The organism is Janthinobacterium sp. 344 (genome assembly GCF_900112025.1).
Classification (GTDB): Bacteria; Pseudomonadota; Gammaproteobacteria; order Burkholderiales; family Burkholderiaceae_D; genus Janthinobacterium.
Map to the genome: position 1 here is coordinate 19,954 of NZ_FOKL01000007.1, position 26,766 is coordinate 46,719.

General features: G+C 66.1%; 21 protein-coding genes. 10 read left to right on the top strand and 11 right to left on the bottom strand.

All coding sequences use genetic code 11. The annotated features are described in order from the left end of the window. Positions 1–45: 45 nt before the first annotated feature. A complete protein-coding gene (locus tag BM193_RS18570) occupies positions 46–1,122 on the bottom strand; it encodes an AraC family transcriptional regulator (protein ID WP_092799815.1) in 1,077 nt (358 codons plus the stop codon). A gap of 125 nt (positions 1,123–1,247) precedes the next feature. On the opposite strand from BM193_RS18570, the gene BM193_RS18575 reads away from it, so the two are divergent. The 5 genes from BM193_RS18575 to BM193_RS18595 all read left to right on the top strand — a co-directional run bounded on the left by BM193_RS18575 (position 1,248) and on the right by BM193_RS18595 (position 8,888). Then, complete coding sequence (locus tag BM193_RS18575) at positions 1,248–2,858, top strand: FAD-binding oxidoreductase (protein ID WP_092799813.1); 1,611 nt, start codon at positions 1,248–1,250, stop codon at positions 2,856–2,858. Then, on the top strand, positions 2,855–4,423 hold the full coding sequence (locus BM193_RS18580) for a glycerol-3-phosphate dehydrogenase/oxidase (protein WP_092799811.1): 1,569 nt from the start codon (positions 2,855–2,857) through the stop codon (positions 4,421–4,423). Before BM193_RS18575 ends, BM193_RS18580 begins: the two co-directional genes overlap by 4 nt. Further along, a complete protein-coding gene (locus tag BM193_RS18585; RefSeq protein ID WP_092799809.1) occupies positions 4,387–4,773 on the top strand; it encodes a hypothetical protein in 387 nt (128 codons plus the stop codon). Before BM193_RS18580 ends, BM193_RS18585 begins: the two co-directional genes overlap by 37 nt. 3 nt (positions 4,774–4,776) lie before the next feature. Next, entirely contained in the window at positions 4,777–6,354 is a 1,578-nt protein-coding gene (locus tag BM193_RS18590; protein ID WP_092799807.1) for an FGGY-family carbohydrate kinase, read from the top strand. Between the two features lie 278 nt (positions 6,355–6,632). Further along, positions 6,633–8,888 (top strand): TonB-dependent hemoglobin/transferrin/lactoferrin family receptor, encoded by a 2,256-nt coding sequence (locus BM193_RS18595; protein WP_175533346.1) that lies wholly within the window; start codon positions 6,633–6,635, stop codon positions 8,886–8,888. Positions 8,889–9,083: 195 nt separating this feature from the next. Here BM193_RS18595 and BM193_RS18600 read toward each other — a convergent pair whose 3' ends face one another. The 3 genes from BM193_RS18600 to BM193_RS18610 all read right to left on the bottom strand — a co-directional run bounded on the left by BM193_RS18600 (position 9,084) and on the right by BM193_RS18610 (position 13,152). Next, a complete protein-coding gene (locus BM193_RS18600; RefSeq protein ID WP_092799803.1) occupies positions 9,084–10,442 on the bottom strand; it encodes a diguanylate cyclase domain-containing protein in 1,359 nt (452 codons plus the stop codon). 403 nt (positions 10,443–10,845) lie between these two features. Next, complete coding sequence (locus tag BM193_RS18605; RefSeq protein WP_092799801.1) at positions 10,846–12,039, bottom strand: aminotransferase-like domain-containing protein; 1,194 nt, start codon at positions 12,037–12,039, stop codon at positions 10,846–10,848. A 177-nt stretch (positions 12,040–12,216) separates the two neighbouring features. Then, the gene (locus tag BM193_RS18610; RefSeq protein ID WP_254786314.1) at positions 12,217–13,152 is read right to left on the bottom strand and encodes a DMT family transporter; all 936 of its coding nucleotides are present in this window, start codon (positions 13,150–13,152) and stop codon (positions 12,217–12,219) included. A 131-nt stretch (positions 13,153–13,283) separates the two neighbouring features. On the opposite strand from BM193_RS18610, the gene BM193_RS18615 reads away from it, so the two are divergent. Next, positions 13,284–14,717, top strand: a complete 1,434-nt coding sequence (locus BM193_RS18615; RefSeq protein ID WP_254786315.1) for an aminotransferase-like domain-containing protein — start codon at positions 13,284–13,286, stop codon at positions 14,715–14,717. Positions 14,718–14,793: 76 nt separating this feature from the next. On the opposite strand, the gene BM193_RS18620 is transcribed toward BM193_RS18615, so the two are convergent. Then, entirely contained in the window at positions 14,794–15,630 is an 837-nt protein-coding gene (locus BM193_RS18620) for a PEP-CTERM sorting domain-containing protein (protein WP_139176233.1), read from the bottom strand. Between the two features lie 263 nt (positions 15,631–15,893). Between BM193_RS18620 and htpG the strand changes: the two genes are divergently transcribed. The 3 genes from htpG to BM193_RS18635 all read left to right on the top strand — a co-directional run bounded on the left by htpG (position 15,894) and on the right by BM193_RS18635 (position 18,713). After that, complete coding sequence (gene htpG, locus BM193_RS18625; protein WP_092799797.1) at positions 15,894–17,813, top strand: molecular chaperone HtpG; 1,920 nt, start codon at positions 15,894–15,896, stop codon at positions 17,811–17,813. Between the two features lie 148 nt (positions 17,814–17,961). Next, positions 17,962–18,351 carry a hypothetical protein gene (locus BM193_RS18630; RefSeq protein ID WP_092799795.1) on the top strand — a complete coding sequence of 130 codons (390 nt, stop codon included), beginning with the start codon at positions 17,962–17,964 and terminating at the stop codon, positions 18,349–18,351. Next, complete coding sequence (locus tag BM193_RS18635; protein ID WP_092799793.1) at positions 18,348–18,713, top strand: hypothetical protein; 366 nt, start codon at positions 18,348–18,350, stop codon at positions 18,711–18,713. The genes BM193_RS18630 and BM193_RS18635 overlap by 4 nt, the downstream gene beginning before the upstream one ends. On the opposite strand, the gene BM193_RS18640 is transcribed toward BM193_RS18635, so the two are convergent. Continuing rightward, a complete protein-coding gene (locus tag BM193_RS18640) occupies positions 18,690–19,430 on the bottom strand; it encodes an alpha/beta fold hydrolase (protein ID WP_092799909.1) in 741 nt (246 codons plus the stop codon). The genes BM193_RS18635 and BM193_RS18640 overlap by 24 nt on opposite strands. Before the next feature lie 134 nt (positions 19,431–19,564). Between BM193_RS18640 and BM193_RS18645 the strand changes: the two genes are divergently transcribed. Further along, positions 19,565–20,605 (top strand): hypothetical protein, encoded by a 1,041-nt coding sequence (locus BM193_RS18645; protein WP_092799791.1) that lies wholly within the window; start codon positions 19,565–19,567, stop codon positions 20,603–20,605. 15 nt (positions 20,606–20,620) lie between these two features. Here BM193_RS18645 and BM193_RS18650 read toward each other — a convergent pair whose 3' ends face one another. From BM193_RS18650 to kynU, 5 genes are all read right to left on the bottom strand, one after another. Then, positions 20,621–21,646 (bottom strand): leucine-rich repeat domain-containing protein, encoded by a 1,026-nt coding sequence (locus BM193_RS18650; RefSeq protein WP_092799789.1) that lies wholly within the window; start codon positions 21,644–21,646, stop codon positions 20,621–20,623. A gap of 2 nt (positions 21,647–21,648) precedes the next feature. Beyond that, a complete protein-coding gene (locus BM193_RS18655) occupies positions 21,649–23,703 on the bottom strand; it encodes a toxin-antitoxin system YwqK family antitoxin (RefSeq protein ID WP_139176231.1) in 2,055 nt (684 codons plus the stop codon). A gap of 107 nt (positions 23,704–23,810) precedes the next feature. Further along, positions 23,811–24,356, bottom strand: coding sequence for an RBBP9/YdeN family alpha/beta hydrolase (locus BM193_RS18660; RefSeq protein ID WP_092799785.1), 546 nt, complete (start codon positions 24,354–24,356; stop codon positions 23,811–23,813). A 15-nt stretch (positions 24,357–24,371) separates the two neighbouring features. Next, on the bottom strand, positions 24,372–25,214 hold the full coding sequence (gene kynA, locus BM193_RS18665; protein ID WP_092799907.1) for a tryptophan 2,3-dioxygenase: 843 nt from the start codon (positions 25,212–25,214) through the stop codon (positions 24,372–24,374). A 53-nt stretch (positions 25,215–25,267) separates the two neighbouring features. After that, complete coding sequence (kynU, locus tag BM193_RS18670) at positions 25,268–26,518, bottom strand: kynureninase (protein WP_092799905.1); 1,251 nt, start codon at positions 26,516–26,518, stop codon at positions 25,268–25,270. Positions 26,519–26,766: the final 248 nt, after the last annotated feature.

Consider the following 26,766-nt stretch of genomic DNA (forward strand, 5'->3'; position numbering starts at 1 on the left):
CCAGTATAGCCAGAAAACGCGCCGCGCATGCCCCGCGCACGCCGGTCAATCGGCTCGCCTCGCTTGCAGTGCCTGAAGGCGCCAGGCGCCGGGATTGGTGCCGGCCCATTCACGGAACGCATGGTTGAAGGCGCTCTGCTCCTGGTAGCCGAGCAGGAAGGCGATATCGATCAGCGACATGCCCGGCTGGCGCAGGTAATCGCGCGCCAGGCCATAGCGGGCCTGGTCCAGCAGGGTCTGGAAACTGGTGCCGGCATCGGCCAGTTTGCGCTGCAGGGTGCGCGGCGTGACGGCCAGGGTGGCGGCGACGCTGGCCAGCCGTGCCGAGCCGTGGCGCAGGCCCGTCACGATGGCCGCATGCACTTGCGCGTCGATGGCGCCGCCGCCCGCCTGCGTTGCGGCCTGGCGCTGCGCCAGCAACTGTTCCGCATGCTGGCACAGCACGGGATACAGGCTGACATCGGCGTTCGGCACGGGCCAGTCCAGCACTTGCGCGTCGAAGGTGGCCGTGTTGGTGGGGGCGCCAAAGGCGGGCAGGCTGCCCAGCACGCGCACATATTCGTCGCGGTGGGCCGCGTGGCGCAGCAATGCGCCGCCGCCATCATGGGTGAAGGCCAGCTGCGCGGGCGGCAGCGGCATGCCGGCCAGCCAGTCGCCGCAGACTTTGACACCGGCGAAGACGCTGTCGACCAGGTGCCGGCTGGCGTCCGGGTAGTTACTTGTCCAGCGGTAATGCGCGACGGCGCCGTCGCGCTGCACGGTGGAGCGGCCCAGCTCGTGCGCCAGCCGTTCGTAGCGGGCCGTCTGCTCCAGCGCCTGGCCCACGTTGCTGCAACTGAGCAAAATCAAGCCATACGCGCTGTACGTGCCCATGCGCACGCGCTGGCCCACGTGCAGGCCGAAATGCGCGTCGCCCGCCAGTTGCGCGCCCGCGTCGAGCAGGCGCACGTAGTCGCGCGCGGCCACCGTCGACGATGGCGCCTCCAGGCTGTGCGGCGCCATGCCGGCCGCCAGCGCCAGGGGAGCGGCGGCGATGCCGTGCGCCTCGGCCGCTTCCAGCAGCGGCAGTAAATACGCGCCCGCGACCTGGCCCTGCGCGTGCTGGCTGTCAGTGCGTGTCATGATGGAACAATGCGATTGTCATGAAAAACCAATACCCGTGGCGCGTGGCGGCATATGCTGTTGATTGGACAAGGACAGTATAGCAAGCCGCCGTGGCGCGCAACTGTGACCACCGAGGGGAAGCGATGCAACGCTGGAATGGCTGGGGGGACGAGCGCATCGTGTATGCGCTGAGTGATGACGCGCTGGCGTTCCTGCGCGCGCGGCTGGGGCCGGGCAGTCCCATCGTGGACGCCACGTTCGACGACGCCTGCGCGCAGGTGCCCACCTCGCGCCTGGCGCCGCATCCACTGATCGACACCGAGCCTGCCACGCGCGTGCGCCATGCGCTGGGCCAGAGCCTGCCCGACTGGTTCAAGCTGCGCCATGGCCGCATCGGCGCGGTGCCCGACGGCGTGGCCTTTCCCGACAGCGCGCAGCAGGTGCGCCAGCTGCTCGACTACGCGCGCCAGGCCTGCGTGGCCGTGATTGCCCATGGCGGCGGCACCAGCGTGGCCGGGCATTTGACGGTGGCGCCGGGGCCGCGCCCCGTGCTGGCGCTGAGCCTCCAGCGCTTGTCCGCGCTGGGCCACCTGGACCGCGAGGCGCAGCTGGCGACGTTTGGCGCGGGCGTGTATGGCCCCGACCTGGAAGCGCAGCTGCGCGCGCAGGGCTACACCCTGGGGCACTATCCGCAATCGTTCGAGTATTCGACCCTGGGCGGCTGGATCGCCACGCGCTCGTCGGGCCAGCAATCCTTGCGCTACGGCCGCATCGAACAGCTGTTCGCGGGCGGCGAAGTGGAAACGCCGGCCGGCACCTTGAGCATCCCCGCCTTTCCCGCCTCGGCGGCCGGCATCGACCTGCGCGAAATGGTGCTGGGATCCGAAGGCCGGCTGGGCATCGTGACGCAAGCCACGGTGCGCGTGTCGCCGCTGCCGCCCCATGAAGCATTCCACGCCGTGTTTTTCGCCGACTGGGGCCAGGCGCAAGCGGCCGTGCGGGCGCTGGCGCAAGCGCGCCTGCCCTTGTGCATGCTGCGCCTGTCGAACGCGGTCGAAACGCAGACCATGCTGACCCTGGCCGGGCACAGGAAACTGGTGGGACTGCTGCAGCGCTATCTGTCGCTGCGCGGCTGCGGCGACGGCAAGTGCATGCTGATGGTGGGCGTCAGCGGAGAGGAAAAACCGGCGCGCGCGGCCCTGCGCGGCGCCCTGGCGCTGGCGCGGCGTCACGCCGGCGTGCACGTGGGACGGCACATGGGCGACAAGTGGAAGCAGGGGCGCTTTCGCAATGTCTACCTGCGCAACGGCGCCTGGGATCATGGCTATGTCATCGACACGGTGGAAACGGCCGTCGACTGGCCCCGCGTGGCCCCCATGATGGCGGCGCTGGAACGGGCGGGCACCAATGCGCTGGCCGCGCACGGCGAGCAGGTGCACGCGTACACGCATCTGTCGCACGTGTACGCGCAGGGCGCCAGCGTATACACCACGTATGTGTACCGCCTGGCGCCCACGTACGAGGAAAACATGGCGCGCTGGCGCAGCTTGAAGGACGCGGCCGGCGCCGCCATCGTCGCCAACGGCGGCACCATCAGCCACCAGCACGGCGTGGGCACGGACCACGCGCCGTGGCTGGCGGCGGAAAAGGGAGAACTGGGCATCGCCGCCATGCGCGCGCTGTTCCGGCAGTTCGACCCGCAGGGCATGATGAACCCCGGCAAACTGCTGCCCGATGCCGTAGGCCCATCGTGAACAGGGCGGATCTGCCTGGCGTCCTGGCGCGCGAGTGGGACGTGCTGATCGTCGGTGGCGGCATCACGGGCGCCGGCATCCTGCTGGAAGCGGCACGGCGCGGCTTGCGCGCGCTGCTGGTGGAGCAGCGCGATTTCGCCTGGGGCACGTCGAGCCGTTCCTCGAAGCTGGTGCACGGCGGCTTGCGTTACCTGAAGCAGGGCCAGTTCGCGCTGACGCGCGAGTCGGTGCATGAGCGGCAAGCCCTGCTCGCCGATGCGGCGGGGCTGGTCGAGCCGCAGGGCTTCGCCTTTGGCGACTATCCGGGCAGGAAGCCGGGGCGGCGCCAGTTCATGCTGGGCCTGGCCATCTATGACGTGATGGCGGGCCGGCGCGCGCGCCGCTATGTCGATGCGGCGGATTTTTCCATGCTGGCGCCGCACGTCCGGCGCGAGGGCCTGCGCGGCGGCATGCTGTACCAGGACGCCAAGACGGACGACGCGCGCCTGGTGCTGCGCGTGCTGCAGGAAGCGCGGCGCCATGGCGGAGTGGCCGTCAATTACCTGGGCGTGGCGTCGCTGCTGCGCGAAGGCGGCAAGGTCGTCGGCGCCGCCTTGACCGATGCGCTCGACGGCGCGGCGGCCGCCGTGCGCGCGCGCCTGGTGATCAGCGCCACGGGCGCCTGGGCGGACAAGTTGCGCGGGCAGGTGGGAGCGCCGCCGAAGCTGCGGCCCCTGCGCGGCAGCCATCTGCTGCTGCCCGCCTGGCGTTTGCCGCTGGCGCAGGCCGTCAGCCTGATGCACCCGCAGGACGGCCGCCCCGTCTTCGCCTATCCGTGGGAGGGCGTGACCCTGGTGGGCACCACCGACGTCGACCATGCCGGCGGCCTGGACAACGAGGCCGCCATCACGCGCGGCGAACTGGCCTATCTGCTGGCCGCCTTGCAGTGGCAGTTCCCGCAGCTGGCGCTGGAACAGAAAGATGTACTGGCCACGTTTGCCGGCGTGCGTCCCGTGATCGACAGCGGCCAGCTTGACCCGTCGAAGGAAGCGCGCGAACATGCGCTGTGGCTGGAAAACGGCTTGCTGACGGTGGCGGGCGGCAAGCTGACGACCTTCCGCGTGATCGCCCTCGACGCGCTGCGCCGCGCCGCGCCGCTGCTGCCCGGCTGGCAGGCGGATCTGCGCCCGCTGCCTGTTTTCGATACGCCGCCGCCGCTGGCGGGCAAGGCCCTGGCGCTCGACACGGAGCAGCGCGCGCGCCTGCTGGGCCGCCATGGCGCGGCCGCGCAGGCCCTGTGCGATGCGGCGCCGGACGGCGAGCTGGCGGCGATACCGGGCACGCAGACCCTGTGGGCGCAGCTGCGCTGGGGCGCGCGCACGGAAGATGTACGGCATTTGGACGACCTGCTGCTGCGGCGCACGCGCCTCGGTTTGCAGCTGGCCGGCGGCGCGCTTGCTATCATGCCGCGCCTGCGCGCCATTTGCCAGGCGGAGCTGGGCTGGGACGATGCGCGCTGGGAGGAAGAACAGGCACGCTACCTGGCCCTGTGGCGCCGCCACTACAGCGTGCCGCAGGGCGACTGAAAAACCATAAAAATACGCAAGAGGAGAGCATCATCGAGACGATTCTGTTTGGCCAGTCCCTGGCATTGGGCGAGGCCCGCGTCACCTATGACAGCCTGTCGGCGCTGGACCTGCGCCAGCCTGTGGACGTCCTCGTCGACGACCTGGGGGAAGACCTGCTGCAGATCACCTGCGCGAATGGCGACATCGTCGACGTGGGCTGGTACCCGGCCTGGAGCGAAGAGGGATGCTTGCGCGTGGTGGCCGTGCGCGGGCAGGACTGGGAAGCGCCCGTGTTCAGCGCCCGGCCTGACAAGGATCCGCAGGCGCTGCTGCAGGCGCTGCGCGCCGCGCTGGCCAGCTTGGCATAGGTCATGGCGACCTTGGCGGGCGATGGTCCGTATATCCTCTCCATCGACAATGGCACGCAAAGCGTGCGCGCGCTGCTGTTCGACCGGGACGGCAAGTTGGCCGCCAAGGCGCAGGTGTTCCTGGAACCATACTATTCCGAGCACCCGGGCTGGGCCGAGCATGACGCCGACGGCTACTGGCACGCCGTGTGCGAAGCGTGCCAGCAGCTGTGGCGCGGCACGGACATAGCCAAAACATCGATAGCCGGCGTGGCCGTCACCACGCAGCGCGGCACGGTGGTCAACGTGGACGAAGAGGGGCGTCCCCTGCGGCCCGCCATCACCTGGCTGGACCAGCGCAGCACGCGCGAGATTCCCCGCCTGGCGCCGTGGTGGCGCGCCATCTTCCGCGCCACGCGCCTCGATGGCACGATCGCGTATTTCCGCCGCGAGGCCGAGATCAACTGGATCGCGGCGCAGCAGCCCGAGATATGGCGCCGCACGCACAAATTCCTGCTGCTGTCCGGCTTTCTGAACCATCGCCTGTGCGGCAGCTACGTCGATTCGACCGGTTCGCAGGTGGCGTACATCCCCTTCGACTACAAGCGCCACGCCTGGGCCGGGCGCTTCGACTGGAAGTGGCAGGCGCTGGCCATTCGCCGCTCAATGCTGCCGGAACTGGTGACGCCGGGCACGCGCATGGGCGCCATCACGGCATCGGCCGCCGCGGCGACGGGCATCCCGGAAGGCACGCCCCTGCTGGCGGCGGCTGCCGACAAGGCCTGCGAAGTGCTGGGCGCCGGCTGCGTCGAGCCGCACGTGGCATGCCTGAGCTACGGCACCACGGCCACCATCAACACGACCAACCGCAAGTATGTGGAAGTGACGCGCTTCATTCCGCCGTATCCGGCCGCCATGCCGGGCGCCTACAGCACGGAAGTGCAGATCTTCCGGGGCTACTGGATGGTCAACTGGTTCAAGGAGCAGTTCGGCGACCGCGAACGGGCGGCTGCCGCCGAGGATGGCACGGGCCTTTCCGCCGAGGCGCTGTTCGACCGCCTGGTCGACGCCGTGCCGCCCGGTTCCATGGGCCTGATGCTGCAGCCGTACTGGAGTCCCGGCATCAAGGTGCCGGGGCCGGAAGCGAAGGGCGCCATGATCGGCTTCGGCGACGTGCATACGCGCGCGCACATGTACCGCGCCATCCTGGAGGGACTCGCGTATGCGCTGCGCGAGGGCAAGGAGCGTATCGAACGGCGCAGCGGCGTGGCCATCACGGAGCTGCGCATCGCCGGCGGCGGCTCGCAAAGCGACGCCGCCATGCAGCTGACCGCCGATATCTTCGGCCTGCCCGCCGCGCGCGCCCACGTGTATGAAAGCTCGGGCCTGGGCGCGGCCATCGCCGCCGCCGTGGGCCTGGGCTGGCATGCGGATTTCCCCGCCGCCGTGCAAGCCATGACGCGCAAGGGCAAGGTGTTCCAGCCGCATCCCGAGCATCGCCAGATCTATGAACAGCTGTACCGGCGCGTGTACCGGAAGATGTACGCGCGGCTGCAGCCGCTGTACCGCGAGATCGCGGCCATCACGGGCTATCCGGAATAGCGGTATGATTAAATCGTATTGCGAATCATTCGCATCCAAGTTATGATGTGTCCCGCATTTCACTAAGGCAATATATCCACGGTGAGTGCGCTGCGCCGCCGGCCACGCGCCGGCGGCGTGTCCGCGCGGGCAGAGCTCCGCCGCCACGCTTCCTTCAACGCCGCCGCTTGATCGTGCCCAGTCTGTTTTCTCTGCCCTGCGTTTTCTCATTCCACAAGCATGCAGCAGCAGGCAAATAGCAAGCAAGGACAGCAATGAAGACGAAGTGCAAACACAGCATGCGCGCCAGCGCAATGACCCCGATGGCCGCGGCGCTGGCGCTGGCGCTGGGCGGCATGGGCGGCAGCGCCTGGGCCGACAATGCCGCCAATCCGGACAACGCCACGCTGCTGCCGGCCATCAGCGTGTTTGGCGATGCCATCAGCGCCGGCACGGCCGGGCGTTCCTACATCAGCAGCGCCGACATCGAGCGCCAGCAGGCGGACAACGTCGCCTCCTTGCTCGACACACTGCCCGGCGTGGACCTGGCCGGCACGGCCCGTCCCAGCGGCCAAAGCCTGAATATCTGGGGCTTCAACAAGGTGCAGGATGTGAAGGTCATCCTTGACGGCGTGCCCAAGGGCTTTGAAAAATACCGCCAGGGTTCCATCTTCATCGAGCCGGAACTGATCAAGCAGATCGAAGTGAACAAGGGCGCGCATACGAGCTTGTATGGCAATGGCGGTTTCGGCGGCGTCATCACGGTCGAGACCAAGGATGCGCAGGACATGCTGGACGGCGACGAGAAAATCGGCGCCATGGTGAAGTATTCGCGCCACTCGAACAACGGCGAAAATGATGCCACCGTGGCCGTGTATGGCCGCACGGAGGATGGCCGCTTCGATGCGATGGCGTTTACCACGCAGCGCAAGTCGGACGATTTGCGCAAACCCGACGGCAAGCCATTCCGCTTTTCCGCCATCGACGCGCCATCGAGCCTGGCGAAGCTGAATATCCGGCTGACGCCGGAGCAGCTGCTGACCCTGACGGCGATGAAGAGCGGCAGCACGGGCTGGGGGCCGTTCGCCGCCATGGGCGAGGACGTGCCCACGCCGACCGAGGCGGAAATCAGGAAGTACGGCCTGGAGGAAGCGTGGCAGCGCAAGGCCGTGTACCGCGACCAGAACGACGACACCTACGCCGTGAAATGGCAGTACGCGCCGCAGCATAATCCGTGGATCAAGCTGACGGCCAGCGCCGGCTATTCGCACACGGACCAGCATGACAAGCGCCTGCCATCGGCTTCGCTGGGTTCCTACCTGGGGTCCCTGGGCAACGAGAGCTGGGCGTCGTACGTCGACCGCATTATGGAGGTGCGCAACGAAAGCGTGTTCGCCACGGGCGCCGTGTCGCACGTGCTGCAAACGGGCCTGCAATGGCACAAGAACGTGCGCGACACCCTGATGTATTACCCGTCGTCGACGGCGTTGAAGGACCCCACGTATAACTACGGCTACTTCCAGCCCTACTACATGCCGGCCGGGCGCCAGGAAACCACGGGCCTGTACCTGCAGGACGCCATGACCTACGGCAGCGTGACGGTGACGGCGGCGCTGCGGCACGACCGCGTGGTTTCCGAGGGCGTGCCGAACAAGGCGTCGCGCTACAACAGCCCGCTGCCCGAGGCGGGCCATGACTTCAGCGAAAAGGCGCACGAGGACTGGTCGCCGCGCCTGGGCCTGTTCTGGAAGGCGTCCAGCGCGGTGGCGCTGTTCGGCGACTTGAGCCGCACCTGGCGCGCGCCGACCATCGACGAAATGTATTCGAATGAATATTATGTGTCGTCGAAGCTCGGTTCCTCGACGCCGGGCACCAGCCGCGACCTGGCCGTGGAGCGCGTGACGGCCGTGCGCATGGGCGCCATGCTGCATCGCCAGAACGTCTTCCTGGAGCGCGACGACGTGCAGCTGCGCCTGACGGCGTACCGCAACAAGGTGAGCGACAATATCGGCCCGCGCCTGGGCGTGCTGATCGAAGGCTATGTGCCGGGCTCGGGCAAGGTGCCGCCGGCCCTGTCGGACTACCGCAACCTGGCCGGTTTCCACACCGAAGGCGTGGAAGTCGAGTCCTACTACAACTCGCCGCGCCTGTTCGCCAGCGCCTCGCTGTCGAAGCAGCGCGGCACGCGCTCCGGTTCCCAGCGCGACCCGTGGGGCCAGGACGAACCCGTGTCGACCATCGCGCCGGACAAGCTGATGGCGGGCCTGGGCTGGCGCATGCCGGACCTTGGCGCCAGCATCGGCTGGCAGGGGCGCTTCGTGGCCAAACAGGACCGCGTCCTGCCGGTGGGCAATGTGTACCGCTTGCCGCCGTCGAAAGGCTATGCGCTGCATACCTTGTTCGCGTCGTGGAATGGCAAGCAGGGCATCTGGCGCGGCACGGAAGTGCGGCTGACGGTGGACAATGTCTTCAACCGCGATTACATGCCGTACCTGAGCGAGGCGGTCACTGGCGTGGGGCGTAATGCGAAGCTGAGCGTGTCGAGGAAGTTTTGATTAATTTTAGGAATAGCGGGCCGGAGACGCGGGCCTGAGAAAATGCCGATGGCGGCGTTGCAGCTTCCTTGCCGTACTTGCGTACTGTCTGCGTCGCTGCGCCTTGCCCTCGACATTTTTCAGGCCCGCTTGGCCCGGAGTGCCATTTTTTGTGACTTGGGCCTACTCCCGGTCCGTTGCATGTTCCCTTAAGCTTTAGCGCAGTACGATCGCCTTGACCGTCTCCCAGGCCGCGCTGCCCGAGTGCGTGGCGCGCACCTGGTTGCGTCCCCCTTCCTTGGCCACATACATGGCGCGGTCGGCGGCGACGAACAGCGCCTTGCGGTCGTCCAGCTGGTGCGGTTCGATGGTGGCCACGCCGATGCTGACGGTGATCCAGGGCGAGGTGGCGGAACGCGGATGCGGCAGCTGCAGCGCTTCGACATGCGCGCGGATGGACTCGGCCAGGGCCAGGGCGCTGGCCGCGTCCGTGTCGGCGAACAGCAGCACGAATTCCTCGCCGCCGTAGCGCGCCGCCAGGTCGCCAGGGCGGCTGGCGTGCGAGGCGATCGCCTGCGCCACCTGCTGCAGGCAGCTGTCGCCAGCCGGGTGTCCCAGGCTGTCGTTGTACAGCTTGAAGTGGTCGACGTCGAGCACCACCAGCGACAGGGCGCTGCCGCCGCGCACGGCGCGCTGCCATTCCTTTTCCAGGAAGCTGTCGAAATGCCGGCGGTTGGCGATCTTTGTCAGCGGGTCGAGATACGCGGCGCGCTGCAGCGCGTCTTCCGACTGCTTGTGGTGCGTGATGTCGTGCAGCAAGCCGATATACAGGGGCTGGCGCAGATACATGGGCGTCAGGGTCAGGTCCATGCTCAGCGCTTCGCCATTGCGGTGGCGGATCGCCACTTCGCGCGTGCCGTGGTTGTGCGCCGTGTCCGGATTGGCCGCGTACATGGCGAAGTAATCGAGGTATTCCTGCGTCACGAGAGGGCTGAGCAGCTCGCCGATGGAGCGCCCCGCCAGTTCGTTCTCACGGTATCCCAGGTATTCGTCGCAGGCCGGATTGGTGTACTGGATGCGGCCATCGGCCTCGATGATCAGCAAGCCCTCGGCCATGTTGTTGACGATGGTGCGCAGGCGCTCGGCCTGTTCCTGCTGGGTTTCATTGTTGCTGCGGATTTGCAGCTGGGCGCGCACGCGGGCGCACACTTCGGCCATGCGCAGCGGCTTGCTGATGTAGTCGACGGCGCCGCAGTCGAAGCCGGCCACCACGTCTTCCGTTTCCGTCTTGGCGCTCATGAAGATGACGGGAATGCGATGCGTCAGCGGATGCTGCTTGAGGCGGCGGCAGGTTTCGATGCCATCCATGTCCGGCATCAGCACATCGAGCAGGATCAGGTCGGGATGGGCGCGCTGGGCGATCGCCAGCGCCCGTTCGCCGGAGGTGGCGACATAGGTCTGGTACCCCTGTTCGCTCATCAGCTTGCGCAGCAGCTCAAGGTTGGCCGGCGCATCATCGACAATCAAAATGGCGGCTTCGCGCCGTTGGGAAGACCCCACACTGCCTGGACTCATTGCTACCGGCCTTTTCGGATGTGCTGCGCGAGGCCAGCGTTTGCTGCACTTTCGGTGATGCCGAACCCCGGCAAGCCGCGCCCGCACGTGGCGGTCGGGCAGGATAGCGCCAGGAGTGTTGGCCAGGCCGCAGACCGCGGACCATGAGCGCATGTACACGTGTAGTCAAAGGCTGACCGGGTTGCTTGGTCTGCTACTTCGGCCAAATCATACCGCTTCGCCAATTCCTTGGGTGAAAAATCGACGTTCAAAGACGCGGTAAACCATTATTTTTATACTATTTTTAAAAATAAATACACGAAGTTGTTGCTGTGAAGACTGTTTTTAAGGGAAAAAGACGCGTGCCCGTTGGCGCCTCGGGCAGCCGGTGCGCCCCGCGGAAGGCGGGGCGGGGAGCGGAGGATTACATTTTTGCGGCGATCAGCTTGCCCAGGATGGCGATGCCTTCACGGATGCGTTCCGGCGGCACCGTCACGAACGACAGGCGCAGGGTGTGCGTTTCCGGCGTGTTGGCGTAGAACGGCGCGCCCGGCACGAAGGCCACCTTGTTGGCGATGGCTTCATCGAGCAGTTTCATCGCATCGATATGTTTCGGCAGGGTGACCCAGATGAACATGCCGCCTTCCGGCCGGGTCCAGCTGACGCCGGCGGGGAAGTGTTCTTCCAGGGCCGACAGCATGGCCTGGCACTGGTTGCCGTACAGGCTGCGGATGCTGGGGATGTGGCGCTCCAGGAAGCCATCCTTGATCACCTCGTGCACCACCATCTGCGTCAGTTGCGAGGTGTGCAGGTCGGCCGCCTGCTTGGCCAGTTCCAGGCGGCGCACCAGCGGCGGCGGGGCCACCACGTAGCCGAGGCGGATGCCGGGCGTGAGCACTTTCGAGAACGAGCCCATGTAGATCACGCCATCGGGATGCATGTTGAGCATCTTCGGATACGGCTCGCCGCTGTAGCTCAGGGCGCCGTACGGATCATCCTCGATCAGCGGCAGGCCGTGGCGGGCGCAGGTTTCCACCAGTTCCACGCGGCGCGCCACGGACAGGCTGCGGCCAGTCGGGTTCTGGAAGTTCGGCAGCGCGTACAACAGGCGCGCGCCGTCGGCGACGGGGTCGATCGACGCCGGCACCAGGCCTTCGTCATCGGTATCGACGGAAACGAATTCGGGACGGTAGACGGAAAACGCCTGCAGGGCGCCCAGGTAGCTGGGGGTTTCCACCAAAACCTTGCTGCCTTCGTCGATGAGGACCTTGCCCAGCAAGTCCAGCGCCTGCTGCGAGCCGGACGTCATCAGCACCTGTTCCGGCGCGATCGTGCTGCCCTGGCTCGAGAGCGAGTCGGCGATCCACTGGCGCAGCGGCAGGTAGCCATCGGTGGGGCCGTATTGCAGGGCCACCTTGCCGTTGTTCGACAGGACCTTGTCGAAGGCCGTCTTCATTTCCTCGACGGGGAAGGTGGCGGGCGAGGGCAGGCCGCCGGCAAACGAGATGATTTCAGGGCGCTGCGTGATCTTCAGGATTTCGCGGATGAACGAGCTTTGCAGCTGTTCCGCGCGTTCGGCAAAGCGCCATTGGATCGGATTCGGATTTTCAATTTTCATACGAGTCTCACGGAAGATGCCGAGCTGCGCCGGCTGGTTTTGTTGGCCCGCTTGTGGCGGTGCTTGCGCAAGCGGCGCCGGATAGGCGCCGCCATGGTGCTGCGGTATTGTACGGCTTGCCAGCCGGTCTGCCCATCCGCACGCGTCGCGGCGTTGCAAACGGGCGTCAATGCGCCGTTATTTCAGCTTGCGCCCGGCCGCCACCACGGCGATCACGGCGCCGGCAAACAGCAGGCTGTCCGTCGTCAATGGCTCTCCCAGCAGGACGGCGGCGCCGACCAGGGTGAGGAAAGGCTGCAGCAGCTGCGTCTGTCCCACGCGGGCCACGCCGCCCAGCGCCATGCCGCGGTACCAGAAAAAGAAGCCGATAAACATGGAAAACACGGAGATATACGCAAAGCCCAGCCAGGCCGCGCCGCTGGCCTGCGCCATCAGCGCGCGCTGCGGCCACGCATTCCATAGCACCACGGGCAAGATAAACGGCACGGCCAGCAGCAGGGCCCAGGAAATCACGTGCTGGCCCGGCATGGCTTGCGCCAGGCGCCCGCCTTCCGCATAGCCGAGCGCGCCCAGCAGCACGGCGGCGAACATCAGCACATCGGCCAAGTGAAAACTGCCGCCGCCCTGGCGCAGCGCGAAGGCCACCACCAGCGCCGTGCCGATGATGGCCATCAGCCAGAAACCGGGCGAGGGACGTTCCTTACCGCGCATGACGGCAAACACGGCCGTGGCTAGCGGCAGGATGCCGACCAGCACGGCGCCATGCGAGGCGGGCAGGCTGCGCATGGCGATCGAGGTCAGCCAGGGGAAACCCAGCACGCAGCCCAGCGACACGCACGCCAGCGGCAGCCATTGCTCGCGCCGTGGCAGCGGCGCGCGCTGGTGCCACAGCCAGATGCCGGCCAGGCTGGCGGCCACCAGGGCGCGGCCCAGGGCGACGAAGGTGGCATCGAGTTCGGCCACCGCCAGGCGCGTAAAGGGCAGGGTCAGGCTGAAGAGGGCGACGGCGATGAGGCCCAGCAGCAGGCCCTTGCGGTCGTCGCGCAGGCGGGATGGCCGGCTGGCGGGGAGGGCGGCTGCGCCGATGGTGCGTGGGCTGGTGTGCGATGGCATGGGTTTCCTGGTACGGGCGATAGGGGCTGCACGGGCATGGATTAATCTGCCGTGTACTGCTATCCTAGAGTCGAATAGCAGTACAGTACAAATACACTTCAACGCATAATTTCCCATACTGTCATGGTCATATGAGCAATACACCCGCAGCACCAGCGTTGCCTCTGCTGTCGCGCGCCTCGGGCGAAACCCTGATCGATCAGATCGTCCGCTCGCTGGCGGCGCGGATCGACGACAAGCTGCTGCGCGGCGGCGCGCGCATGCCGTCGATCCGCCAGTGCGCGGCCAGCATGAACGTGTCGTGCGCCACGGTAGTCGCCAGCTACGACAAGCTGGTGGCGCGCGATTACCTGGAGTCGCGGCGCGGCGCCGGCTTTTTCGTGCGCGAGCGCTCGCCGCTGAACACGCCGGCGCCGCCGCCTGGCGCGCTGGAGCCGGGCGCGCAGCCGATGGATGTCGTCTGGCTGATCCGCAATATGTTCCGCCAGACGCCGGCCATCCCCGCGCCCGGCACCGGCATGCTGCCGGCCGAATGGCTGGACGGCGACCTGGTGGCGCGCGCCTTGCGCGATGTCAGCCGCCAGCCCGGCAATTTGTTGCTCGGCTATGGCGCGCCGCAGGGCTTTTTGCCGCTGCGCCAGCAGTTGCAGCTGAAACTGGCGGGCCTGGAAATCGCCTGTCCGCCCGAGCAGATCGTGACCACGGTGGGCGTGATGCAGGCGCTGGACCTGGTGGCGCGCGAGTTCGCCCGTCCCGGCGACTGCATTTTCGTCGACGATCCCGCCTACTGGCTGATGTTCGGCGCGTTTGCCGCCATGGGCGTGCAAGTCATCGGCATCCCGCGCTTGAAAGACGGTCCCGATATCGCCATGCTGGAGCAACTGGCGGCCGTGCACCGTCCCAAGCTGTACGTGATCAACTCGGTGCTGCACAATCCCAGTTCGACCTCGCTGTCGGCGGCCAAGGCCTTCCAGGTGCTGCGCCTGGCCGAGCAGCACGACTTTCTCGTCGTCGAGGACGATATCTATTGCGACATGCATCCCGGTGGCGCGGCGCAGCCGGCCACGCGCCTGGCCGCGCTGGACCAGCTGCGCCGCGTGATCTACCTGGGCGGCTTTTCCAAGAGCCTGTCGGCCAATCTGCGCGTCGGCTTCATCGCCACCTCAAAGGAGCGGGCGCAGCGCTTGGCCGACCGCAAGATGCTGGCAACGCTCACCACCAGCGACATCGGCGAGCGGGTCGTGTATAAAATCCTCTCGCAGGGCCTGTACCGCAAGCACGCCGAGCGCCTGCGCGCGCGCCTGGACAAGGTGCGCGACGGTACCTACCGCCGCGCCGAGCGGGCCGGCCTGCGCTTCGATGCGGCGCCGGCCGGCATGTTCATCTGGGCCGATGCGGGCTGCGACACGAATGTATTGGCTGAAAAGGCGCTGGCCGAAGGCCTGGTGCTGGGGCCGGGCAGCCTGTTCTCGCCGCGCCAGCTGCCGTCCAGCTTCATGCGCCTGAACCTGGCCACCGTGCAGGACGAGCGGGTCTGGCGTTTTTTTGAGCGCGCGCTGGGGTAGGCGGGCGGCGCCGTCCCATCCGCTCTGAACAAGTCGGCGAGATAGCGCCTGGTTGCGCGCAGCCGCCGTCCGATGCTCAGGCGCGGCGGCGCTCCCGGCGCGCCACGCCTATCAGCAGGGCCGCGCCGGCCAGCAGCATGCCGACTTGTCCCGGTTCCGGCACCTCGCGTACTTGCCAAAGGGCGTAGGTGCCGGTGCCGACAAAATTGGTCTTGGCGACGTAAGCGCCATGGTCGTCCGGATAGCGCGGCGCGGTATACGTCAGCTGGAATTCGGAACTGTAGCCCCAGGGGTCGACGAAATCCTTGAATTCGATGCGCTGTTCAAACTCCGCGGTGTCAAAATAAGGTGTCGAGCCGCCGGCGGACACGTCGAGCATGGACGACACCTTGTACTGCCCGAAGCCGTAGCCACCGGAACTCTGCATCATGATATTGCTCGTCGGTAGCAAATACATGCTGGCGTAGCCGTCAGGATCGAGAGTCCAGTTGTAACGGCGGCTGCCCATCGTGATCTCGCCGGAAAAATACACGGGGGCGCCATTGGTCGAGTTACTGGCGCCATGGATGTTGCCGGACTGGCTCTCTGCGAGCGTGGCCGTATCGAGCAGGAATTTCATCGTATATGGCTTGCCGACCAGCGATTCCCCGTAATCGGAGAACAGGTGCAGTTCGTCCACCCCCTGGGCGACGATGCCGCTCACGCTGAATTCGATGACGGTCGCCTGGGCCATGGCGGGCAGTGCCAGCAGGCCAGCCAAGATCCCGGTTCGCGCGGCCTGCATCATGGTCTTGCGCTGACGCGCAGTGACGGACTTTTCGGGAGCCGCAGGCGCCGTGGTTGGTGTGCGACGGGAGCTCGCCATGGACGGCGGCGTGCAGGTGCGAACGGACAGCATGGATAGGCGTTTCACGACGGTCTCCTCCTGTTTGATGGTAGAAAATCAATATTAATGCCGATGCTGCTTGCAAGCCGCTCAATTGATGAGGTCGTTTTGTTATCGATTTTACTATGGCCGCCGTCACACCAGCCGCCGGGCGTCGGTGCACGATGCTGCGCAGCCCGGATGCCGGTGCAGCCACTCCACCCGCACATTGCTGCAAAGACGCCTTGAAATCGCTTATATAATCCCCAACTTCATCAAATCCGTCCCATCCACAAGACTATGAGGTAAAAATGGCTGTCTCCGAAAAGCAAACCCTGGGTTTTCAGACTGAAGTAAAGCAAATGCTGCATCTGATGATCCATTCCCTGTACTCGAACAAGGAAATCTTCCTGCGCGAATTGATCTCGAACGCGTCCGACGCGGCCGACAAATTGCGCTTCGAAGCGATCGATAACGATGCCCTGTATGGCAACGATCACGAATTGAAGATCAAGGTCAGCTTCGACAAGGATGCGCGCACCATCACCATTTCCGACAACGGCATCGGCATGACCCGTGACGAGGCGATCTCGCACCTGGGCACCATCGCCAAGTCGGGCACCAAGGAATTCTTCGGCAAGCTGTCGGGCGACCAGCAGCAGGACGCGGCCCTGATCGGCCAGTTCGGCGTGGGCTTCTATTCCGGCTTCATCGTCGCCGACAAGATCACCGTCGAAACGCGCCGCGCCGGCGTGGACGCCTCGGAAGGCGTGCGCTGGGAGTCGGCGGGCGAAGGCGAGTACAGCATCGAGAGCATCGACAAGCCGTCGCGCGGCACGGACATCATCCTGCACCTGCGCGAAGGCGAGGATGAATTGCTGTCGAGCTGGAAGATCAAGTCCATCATCCGCAAGTATTCGGACCATATCTCGCTGCCGATCGTGATGCAGAAGGAAGAGTGGGACGAAGAGAAAAAAGAAACCGTCCTGAAGGACGAGTACGAAACCGTCAACCAGGCCAGCGCCCTGTGGGCCCGCAACAAGGCCGACATCACGCAGGAACAGTACGACGAGTTTTACAAGCACGTGTCGCACGACTTCCAGGCGCCGCTGGCGCACACGCATAACCGCGTCGAAGGTCGCAGCGAATACACGCAGCTGCTGTACATCCCGGCCAAGGCGCCGTTCGACATGTGGGACCGCAACAAGCGCGGCGGCATCAAGCTATACGTCAAGCGCGTCTTCATCATGGACGATGCCGAGCAGCTGATGCCAACCTATCTGCGCTTCGTGCGCGGGGTGATCGATTCGGCCGACCTGCCGCTGAACGTGTCGCGTGAAATCCTGCAGGAATCGCGCGACGTGAAAGTCATCCGCGAAGGCTCGACCAAGCGCGTGCTGGGCATGCTGGAAGAACTGGCGAACGCGGACGAGCAGGAGAAGAAGGACAAGTACGCCGTCTTCTGGAAGGAATTCGGCCAGGTGCTGAAAGAGGGCATCGGCGAAGACGCGGCCAACAAGGAGCGCCTGGCCAAGCTGCTGCGCTTTGCCTCGACGGCCAACGACAGCGACGAGCAAATCACCTCGTTCGCCGACTACGTGGCGCGCATGAAGGAAGGCCAGGACAAGATTTATTACGTCACGGCCGACAATTACGCCGCCGCCAAGAACAGCCCGCACCTGGAAATCTTCCGCAAGAAGGGCGTCGAAGTGCTGCTGCTGACGGACCGCGTCGATGAATGGATGCTGTCCTTCCTGCAGGACTTCGAAGGCAAGGAACTGGTGTCCGTCGCCAAGGGCGGCCTGGACCTGGGCGCGCTGGAAGACGAAGCGGAAAAGAAAGAGCACGAAGAAACGGAAACCTCGTACGCCGACCTGGTGGGCAAGATGAAGACCGTCTTGGCCGACAAGGCCAAGGACGTGCGCGTGACGTTCCGCCTGACCGATTCGCCAGCCTGCCTGGTGGCCGACGAGAACGAATTGTCGGGCAACCTGCTGCGCATGCTGAAGGCGGCGGGCCAGAGCGCGCCGGAATCGAAGCCGATTTTGGAAATCAATCCGAACCACCCGCTGGTGACGCGTTTGAAGTATGAAGATGCGGAAGGCGGCAAGTTCGGCGACTGGGCCAACATCCTGTTCGACCAGGCCATGCTGGCCGAAGGCGGTTCGCTGGCCGACCCGGCCAGCTTCGTGAAACGCCTCAACGAATTGCTGCTCAATTCGGCGAAGTAATCGCTTAGCTGTAAACGTCATCAAGCCGGCCCTTTCGTCATGAAAGGGCCGGCTTTTTTTATGCTACAGTGCGCGATTATTTTATTTTATGGGAATAGCAATGGCGCATTGTCCGGCATGTGACAGTTCCAATATTCAACGTCTCTCCATGGTGCATGCCTCCGGCATTTCCGGCACCTCTACCCATATCTCGGGCAGGATCGATGGTGATTTCATCCACGGTCATGCGCATACGCGCAGCCAGACCTTGTTGTCGCGCCAGGCCGCCGGGCCGACGATGCAGACCCACCAGAAGGTGGGGCTGATCGTATTGGGCGTGATCATTTTTGTCATCGCCGCCGTCGTCTTTTACCAGGCTGGCGCAAATGGCCTGTTCTGGATCTTCGTGGCAGGGGGGGGCGCCTCCATCGCCTTGTCGCAAACGTCCTTCGTCGCCAATTGGGACAAGGAGGCCGCCGCCTTGCAGGAAAAGTATGCGCGTACCTTCATGTGCCATGCCTGCGGCCACCGCTTCATTCCGGTACTCAAGCAACCGTGAAAATTCGCCTGATGGCGGGCCTGGGCGCGCATGCGCTGGGCTGCCTGCTGTTTATCGCCTTGAGCTGGCTGGGGTTTTATTTGTACACGCAGCTGTTCGGCAGCCTCGGCTCGCGCGGCGTGGCGGGCGGCCTGGCCCTGCTGCTGGTGTTCTATGTGTATGCGGGCACGAATCTGCTGCTGGCGCTGCTGCCCGATGGCCGGGTCAAGCCGGTCTTGTGCGGCGTGCTGGGCGCAGCGGTGCTGGCTTACCTGCTGCCGCAGCATCCGCTGCGCGCCATCTACTTCAGCGTGCTGTCGGCCGGCTTGAGCTGGCTGGCCGTGCTGGCCAGCGCGCGCCTAAGTGGATACCTGCGCGGCTGACAGGCCCGCAATGAAAGCGGCCACCGCGTCGGCGGCCGGATCCGGCGCCGCCTGCAGCAGCATGTGCGGCGCGGCGATGTCGGCCAGCTGCGCGCCCGCTGCCAGGCGCAGTATCTGCGCGGCGTTCGCCGGTGGCACCAGGCGGTCGTGGCGGCCACGCAGATACAGCACGGGCAGGCTGCCGCGTGCGAAGCTGCGCGAGGCGTCCTTTTCGCGTATTTCCAGCACGGCGCGCAGGCGCTGGCGCAGCACGTGGGGCGGCACTTGCGCCAGCGCCGCCGCCAGTTCCGCCTGCAGGGCCGGCGTCGCATACGGCGCCAGCAGCGCCTGGCGCAGGGCGAAGCCGGGCAGGGCGCCGAAGGGCACACAGCCCAGCAGGTGGCGCAGCGGCGCCAGCATCGGGCGCGGGTTGCGCACGAAGGAGCAGCACAGGATCAGCGCGCGCATGCCGGGCGGCGGATCGGCGCGCAAAGCTGCCCCCAGCGGCCCGGAAAACGATTCGGCCAGCACGACGAACGGGCGATCCTGCGGCAGGCGGTCGCGCACGAACGCTTCCAGGGGCGCATAATCGAGCGGCACTGCCGGGTAGGCGATGGCGAGACTGGCGATGTCCGCGCGCGCGCGCAGGGCCGCGTCAAAACGCTGGAACAGCCGGCCCGTGCCATCCATGCCGGGCAGGAGGACAAGCAGGGCAGGGGCGTGGTCAGGTGTCGTCATCGCGGCCATCATAGCAGCCCGTGGCGCCCGCATAGCGCGCGCCTGGCGCACGGCATGCGCGCTGGCGCCATGCTAGAATCACCGACGCGCCACGCGTGGCCGGAATAACGGGTAGATCCCGGGCAGACAGAAACATGCATATCACTTTACCGACTTACCGTTCCCTGGGCGGCGCCTTGCTGGTGGCCGCCAGCATCCTTGCGCAGCCGGCCAGCGCCACTGCCGGTCCGGCGGCGCCGGCCGCCGCGAAAAGCCTGGCGTCGCTGCTGACGGGCGGCCCCTTGCCGCGCCTGAGCGAAGATCCGCAGGTGCGCGCCGCCCTGTTCGATTTCTTTGGCTATGCGCGCGGCAGCTACACGGAAGACGATGAACTGCTGCTGGCGCAGGCGCTCGAAGCCATCAGTGAAAAGCGCGACGCCACGCGCAGCGTGCTGCCCGACGGCCGCCAGTTGCTGGCGTCGATGAATGACCGCAACCAGGGCCGCGAACGGGGCGCCATGCTGCTCGACAAGCGCGGCGCCATCATCGCCTTTGGCCTCGTCAACGGCCATTGCCACCTGGAGGGCCAGCCGCTGGCGAAGGTCTGCAATCCCGATCCGACGACGGTGCTGACGGTGTTTCACCGCAAGGGCATGCTGGTCGGCGAGGCGGCGCCCCTGCTGGCCTGGGCCAGGCAGCTGCCGCCCATGCTGGCGCTGATCGCGGGCGACAGGGAAACGGGGGCCGACGGGCAGAAGATCGCCACGGTCGAATATGTGCTGGCGCAGCCGCCGCTGCCGGGCTGGAACCGCGCCCAGCTGCCGCCCGCGTTCCCGCCGGCGCTGCTGCCGCTGCTGCTCGACAAATCCACGGTGCTGACCTCGGCCGGCGCCGGCGTGTTTGCCTATCCGCTCACGCTGAAGGGAAAAAAGCAGAACAATGTGCTGGACCAGGCGGAAGGCCGTCCGCCGCGCGACCTGGAAGTGGCGCTGCGCAGCTACGCCAGTTTCGACACGGTGGTGGAGCGCTACCGCCAGCTGGCCAAGGGAGCCCGCGTGCAGCGCAACGAGCGCACCGCCTACCTCGATGGCGACATGGGGCGGGGCAGCTACCGCGTCTACATCCGCAACACGGGCACGGACGGCGTCATGATCGACGTGGCACTGTGGCAGCGCAAGCTGGCGGCCAGCCGCTGACGTCAGCCGCGGCGGTCAGTAAAAGCGCGCGCTGGCGTAGCCCAGCGCTGCCAGTTGCGCCTTGATCTCTTCATCGCGCTTTCTTTTTCCCGTCGCCAGGGTCAGGTTCCGCAGTGCCGGCGGCAGGCCGTCGGCCAGCAGCGCATCGACGTCGAGCCGCGTCAGGTACACGGCCAGGTCGCGCAGGGCGGGCAGGCTGGCCACGCCGTGCAGGCGCTCCAGGGTCTTGCAGTTGCGCAGCACCAGCCACGCCAGCGCAGGATTCTCACCCAGCCGCAGTTGCGCAAGCTTGATCTGGTCTTCCACCGACAGGCGCCGCAGCCGGGGAAAGCGGCCCAGGTCGCCCACGTCTTCCAGCCCCCGCACGCGCACCACTTCCAGTTCCTCCAGCAGCGGCGCCGTGACGTGGGCGATCGACGCGCGTCCGCCCAGGATGAAGCGCAGCTGCGCCAGTGCCGGCATGGCGCTGATGAAGTCCACCTCGTCCCTGCTCTTGACCTGCGACAGCGACAGCTTGGCCAGCGCGGGCAGGGCCGTGATGGCGCCGATGTTTTTCACATGGCCCGTGGTATGCAGCTGCGCCAGTCGTGGCCAGTGCCGCAGCGGCGCCAGGTCGATGCTGGCCTTGCGCGTCTCGCCCAGGCTCAGATACTCCAGCGTGCGCAGGTTCGCCAGCGCCAGGATGTCGTGTTCCTGCATCTCGTAGACGCCCAGCTGCAAGCGCCGCAGGTGCGGCAGCTCGCCCAGCGTCTGCAGGTTGATGGCGCTGGTATGGCAGTCGAGCGACAGGTTGGCCGCATGCGGCAGGGCGCGCAGGATGGCCGCGTCGAACGGCGTGAAGTGATGGCCGAAGAAGCGGATTTCCAGCGCCGCGCCGCAGGCGGCCGCCAGCGCATCGAGGTCCGCCAGCAGCGGTGTGGCATCAACGTGTTCGCCGAACTGCACGATGACCTTGCCGTCCTTGGCGATGGCGGCGCGCAGGGCGGCCGCATCGATGCTGGCCGGATTGTGGATGCGCTGCGGCTGTGGGGTGTCCCTCATTGTCACAGTCCGATGGGGTAGGTCACTTGCCTGGGGGGCGGGCAGCCTTCCGGTCCGGGGAAGGTCTGCTTGCCCGTGTCGTCGTAGCGCTTGCCGCACTCGACGAGCACGCGCTTGCGGAAGGTATAGATGCTGGCCACCTTGCCGTTCGGGTGGTAGCAGATATTGTCGCCATCGCGGTCGGCCGAGGCGTAGCTGATCATGGCCTGGCCGTTCACCGTGCGCGTGCTGTGGCCGCTGCGCGGCTCCGTGCATTTGAGCTGGCCGCTTTCGTAATACGCGTTGAAGACGGAGGTGTCGGCGGCGCGGTCGACCAGCAGTTCATTCTTGCGCTTGCCGTTCGGGTAGTTCTCGTATCCTTCCTGGCGCTGGCCGTACTGGAAGGCGTAGTAGTACTGCGGGCTGCCGTCCGGGTAGTACATGTGGTGGTACTCGCACACGTCGTCGCGCGTGCTGCCGTCCTCCTTGAAGGTGCAGCGGTGGATGTCGTTGAGCAGCTGGCCGTCCTCATAATATTCGCGCAGATGGGTGAGCAGGCGACCCTGGTCGACGACGGCCAGGCGCTCCGGCTTGCCATTCGGGTAGTAGCGCGCGTCCAGGCCCTGCTTCTTGCCGTTGTCCCACAGGGTATCGAGGCGCAGGATCTTGCCGCTGTCATCGAACGCCTGCTCGCGCCCATCGAGCTGGCCGTTGCGGTAGGTGGCCGTGTAGACCACGTATTCCTTGCCGGGCGGGCCCAGGTAGCGCGTGCGCGCGCCTTCGAGCACGCCGGCCTGGTAATGGTCGCGCTGGCGCAGCGCGCCTTGCGCATCCCTGTCCAGCGCCTCGCCCTGTTTCTTGCCTTTCACGAAAGTGACGCTTTGCGTGGCCTTGTCCTTGAGCTTGAGTTTCCACGGCCCGTCGCGCAAGCCTTCGATGAAGTTGCCATCACCGTCTTGCGTGATCCATGGCCCATGGCGCGTGCCATCGACGTAGTTGCCGCGCGTTTGCACCTTGCCGCCCATGCTGCGTTCATGCGGGCCATTCAGCTGGCCGCCCGCGTAGGTGTCGAACCCCGTCACTTCCTCCGCATCGGCGTAGTTGACCACGATCCAGCGGCCTTCGCGCTTGCCGGCCTTGTACATGCCGCTCTCGCCCTGCTTCGGATAGTTGAAATACCACATGCCTTCCTGCAGGCCGTTGACGTAATGGCCCTTGACGCTGCCTTCGTGCATGCCTTCGCGCACCCACAAGCCCTGGCGCTTGCCTTTCACGTACTGGCCCCGTTCGACCACCGAGCCGTCATCCCAGGCCAGGCTGTAGATGACGGACGGGCCGTCCTCGCTGCCCATGAATTGCCTGGGCGCCGTTTCCCACGTCACTTGCCACAGCCGGTAATTGGGCAGGATGCCGGCGCCCGCGTCGCTGTACAGGGTGTAGCTGGCCGTCAGGTAGTGATCGCCTTTTTTCTGGAAGGTTTTCTTGTAGGTGATGGCGTCCTTGGCACCGGCCGCCACGGGCTTGCCGTCATCGCTGTAGTAGCCGACGATGGTGCCTTGCGTATGGTCGATGGCGTCGAAGTCCGCATTGTCGCTCTTGCCTCGGGCGACGCTGTAGTCCATCGGCGCCAGTTTCGCCAGCGCCGCCTTGACCTGGCCCGCGTTGGGACTGGCGCTTTGCGCCACGATGCGGTTCAGGGCCGGCTGGAGTCCGTCCAGGCGCCGGTACTTGCCGGAACTGCGGTGGTAGCGGTAGGCGCGCAAGCCATTCCTGTCACCCTGGCGGAACAGCACCAGCATGGTTTGCACGCTGCCGTCCGCCTCCTTGTCCAGCGCGGCGTAGAAGACGGAGCGGATGACGGCGTTGCCGAACTGGTCGAGCAGGATGGGTTTCGCGCTGTCGCTCTTGCACTCGCAGTAATAGCCATTCACGCCTTCCTTTTCCTTGAGGAAGGCGATATCGAGGCCGCTGTCCTGCGACGCGCTGATGGCGGGATGGGCGAGGCTCTTGCCGTCATAAAAGGGAGCGGCGTGGGCGAGGGCGGAGCAGAGGAGCAAGGGCAGAAGCAGACGTTTCATCGTGTGGCAGGCGCCGGGGCGCCGCTATGGAAAGGCCACGATTCTGCCTGCGTTCTTCCTTGTGGGCAAATATGGCCCTATCGTGCGCAGGGGGGGGCTACACGGGTTCAGGGCTGGTGCGCGGCGCAGAAATCCAGCAGCAGTTGTTCGCCTTCCGGCCACGGGCCGTAGCCGGCATCGCCATTGATATGGCCGGCGTCGCCGATCATGGTGAAATCGCTGCCCCAGGCTTCGGCAAACGCGCGCGCCCGCGCGAAGCTCACGTAGGGATCGTCGCCGCTGGCCACCACCAGGCTGGGAAACGGCAGCGCTTGCAGCGGCATCGGCGCAAAGCCCGTCGTGCCGGCGGGGTAGGATGGCGCGTCCACATCGCTGGGGGCGACCAAAAAGGCGCCGGCGATCCTGTGCGGCGAGCCGCTGGCAGCCCAGTGGGCCACCAGCACGCAGGCCAGGCTGTGCGCCGCCAGCACGGGCGGACGCGGGCACGCGGCGATGGCCCGGTCGAGTTCCGCCACCCATGTCTCCTGGTCCGGCGTCTGCCACTCACTGTGCGGCACGCGCGACCATTGCGGGTGGCGCGCTTCCCAGTGGGTTTGCCAGTGCTGCGGCCCGGAATTCCACAGGCCGGCCAGGGTCAGGACGAGAGGCGACATCGATGCTCCTTGAGGTTACAACTCCGTGCGCAGGGCAAATAATTCAGGGAACAATACCACGTCGAGCATCTTGCGCAAGTAGCTCACGCCCGCCGTGCCGCCCGTGCCCGTCTTGAAGCCGATGATGCGCTCCACCGTCGTCACGTGGCGGAAGCGCCAGAAGCGGAACGCCGTCTCCAGGTCCACCAGCTTTTCGGCCAGTTCATACAGGGCCCAGTGCTTCGACGGGTCGCGGTAGACTTCCAGCCACGCCGCCTTGACGGAGGCGTCGGCCGCCGTGGGCAAGGTCCAGTCGGCGTCCAGGCGTTCAGGGGCGATGTGCAGGCCGCTGCGCGCCAGCAGCTTGATGGCTTCATCGTAGACCGATGGCGTGCGCAGGGCCGTATCGAGCACCGCATAGGTTGCCGGTGCCGTCGTATGCACATTGAGCAGGGCGGCGTTCTTGTTCCCCAAGATGAATTCGATTTCGCGGTACTGGTAGGACTGGAAACCGGACGAGGCGCCCAGGTAGGGGCGGATGGCCGTGTATTCGGGCGGCGTCATGGTGGCCAGCACGTCCCAGGCATGCACCAGCTGGTCCATGATGCGCGCCACGCGGGCCAGCATTTTGAAGGCGGGCGCCAGGTCGCCGCTTTGCAGGTTGGCGCGCACGGCGTGCATTTCGTGCAGCATCAGCTTCATCCACAGTTCGCTGGTCTGGTGCTGCACGATGAAGAGCATCTCGTTGTGGTTGGGCGAGAGCGGGTGCTGGGCCGTGAGGATGCGGTCCAGCGCCAGGTAATTCCCGTAGCTCATCGATTCACTGAAATCCATCTGCGCGCCATGCCATTCGGCGCCTTGGCGGGCGCCCGCATGCATGGGGCAGCCGCTGCTGTTTTCTTCTTTGCTCATGGTGTTCTCTTGGTCCGGGGTCAGGTGACGGCATCGCGCTTGGCGGCGATGTCGTAGGCTTGCGTGTCGAGGATGTCGCGCAGGATCTCGACGGCGTCCCACACCTCGGCAAAGCTGGTGTACAGGGGCGTGAAGCCGAAGCGCATGATGGCCGGCTCGCGGTAGTCGCCGATCACGCCGCGCGCGATCAGCGCGGCCATCACGGCATAGCCGTGCGGGTGGGTAAAACTCACCTGGCTGCCGCGCCGCGCATGGTCGCGCGGCGTGACGAGGCCCAGCGGATGGCTGGCGCAGCGCTGTTCCACCAGCGCGATGAACATATCCGTCAGGGCCAGCGATTTGCGGCGGATCGCTTCCATGCTCGTTTGCGCAAAGATATCGAGGCCGCATTCGACCAGGGCCAGCGAGACGATCGGCTGCGTGCCGCACAGGGCGCGGGCGATGCCGTCTGCGGGCGCGAAGCCCGGCTCCATGGCGAATGGCGCCGCATGGCCCCACCAGCCGGACAGCGGCTGGCGGAAGCGCGCCTGGTGTTTTTCCGGCACCCAGATGAAGGCGGGCGAGCCGGGGCCGCCGTTCAGGTATTTGTAGGTGCAGCCGACGGCCAGGTCGGCGCCCGCGCCGTTCAGGTCCAGCGGCACTGCGCCGGCCGAATGGGCCAGGTCCCACAGCGCCAGCGCGCCTTGCGCATGGCAATGGCCGCTGATGGCGGCCATGTCGTGCTGGTAGCCGGTGCGGTAGTTCACGTGCGTGAGCATGGCGACGGCGCATTCGGCATCGATGGCGTGCGCCAGTTCGTCGGGACTGTCGACCAGGCGCAGCTGGTAGCCGCGGTCCAGCCAGGCGGACAGGCCTTGCGCCATGTACAGGTCCGTGGGGAAGTTGCTGCGCTCGCTGACGATGACTCTGCGCGCGGCATGCGCGCGATCGCTGGCCTGCATCTGCAGGGCGGCGGCCAGGGCCTTGAACAGGTTGACGGAGGTGGTGTCGGTGATCACCACTTCGCCCGTGTGCGCGCCCAGCAGCGGCGCCAGGCGGTCGCCCAGGCGCTTGGGCAGGTCGAACCAGCCGGCCGTGTTCCAGCTGCGGATCAGGTCCGTGCCCCATTCCGCCGCGATGACGTGCTGGGCGCGTGCCAGCGCCGCCGTCGGGCGGGCGCCCAGCGAATTGCCGTCGAGGTAAATCACGCCGGCGGGCAGGTCGAACTGCAGGCGCAGGGGCGCCAGCGGGTCGTCGAGGTCGCGCGCACTGCAGTCGTGTCGAGAAATCATGGTGGCTTTCATGTTGATACTTATCTGGATGGCATGATATTGCTTGAGGCTTGAAGTATCACGCGGGAGTCGGCAGTGTAACAAATCCCGTCGATAACGCCAGATAGGCGGCAGGCAAGGCCGCCGAAAAAGACCCGTCTGCGGGGCGTCAACGAAAAAAATCACGATTTTTAAAATTATTTTCAAAAAACCCTAAAGTTCCGCAAAACGCCGCCGTCAACGATTACATGAACGGTAAAAAACCGTCA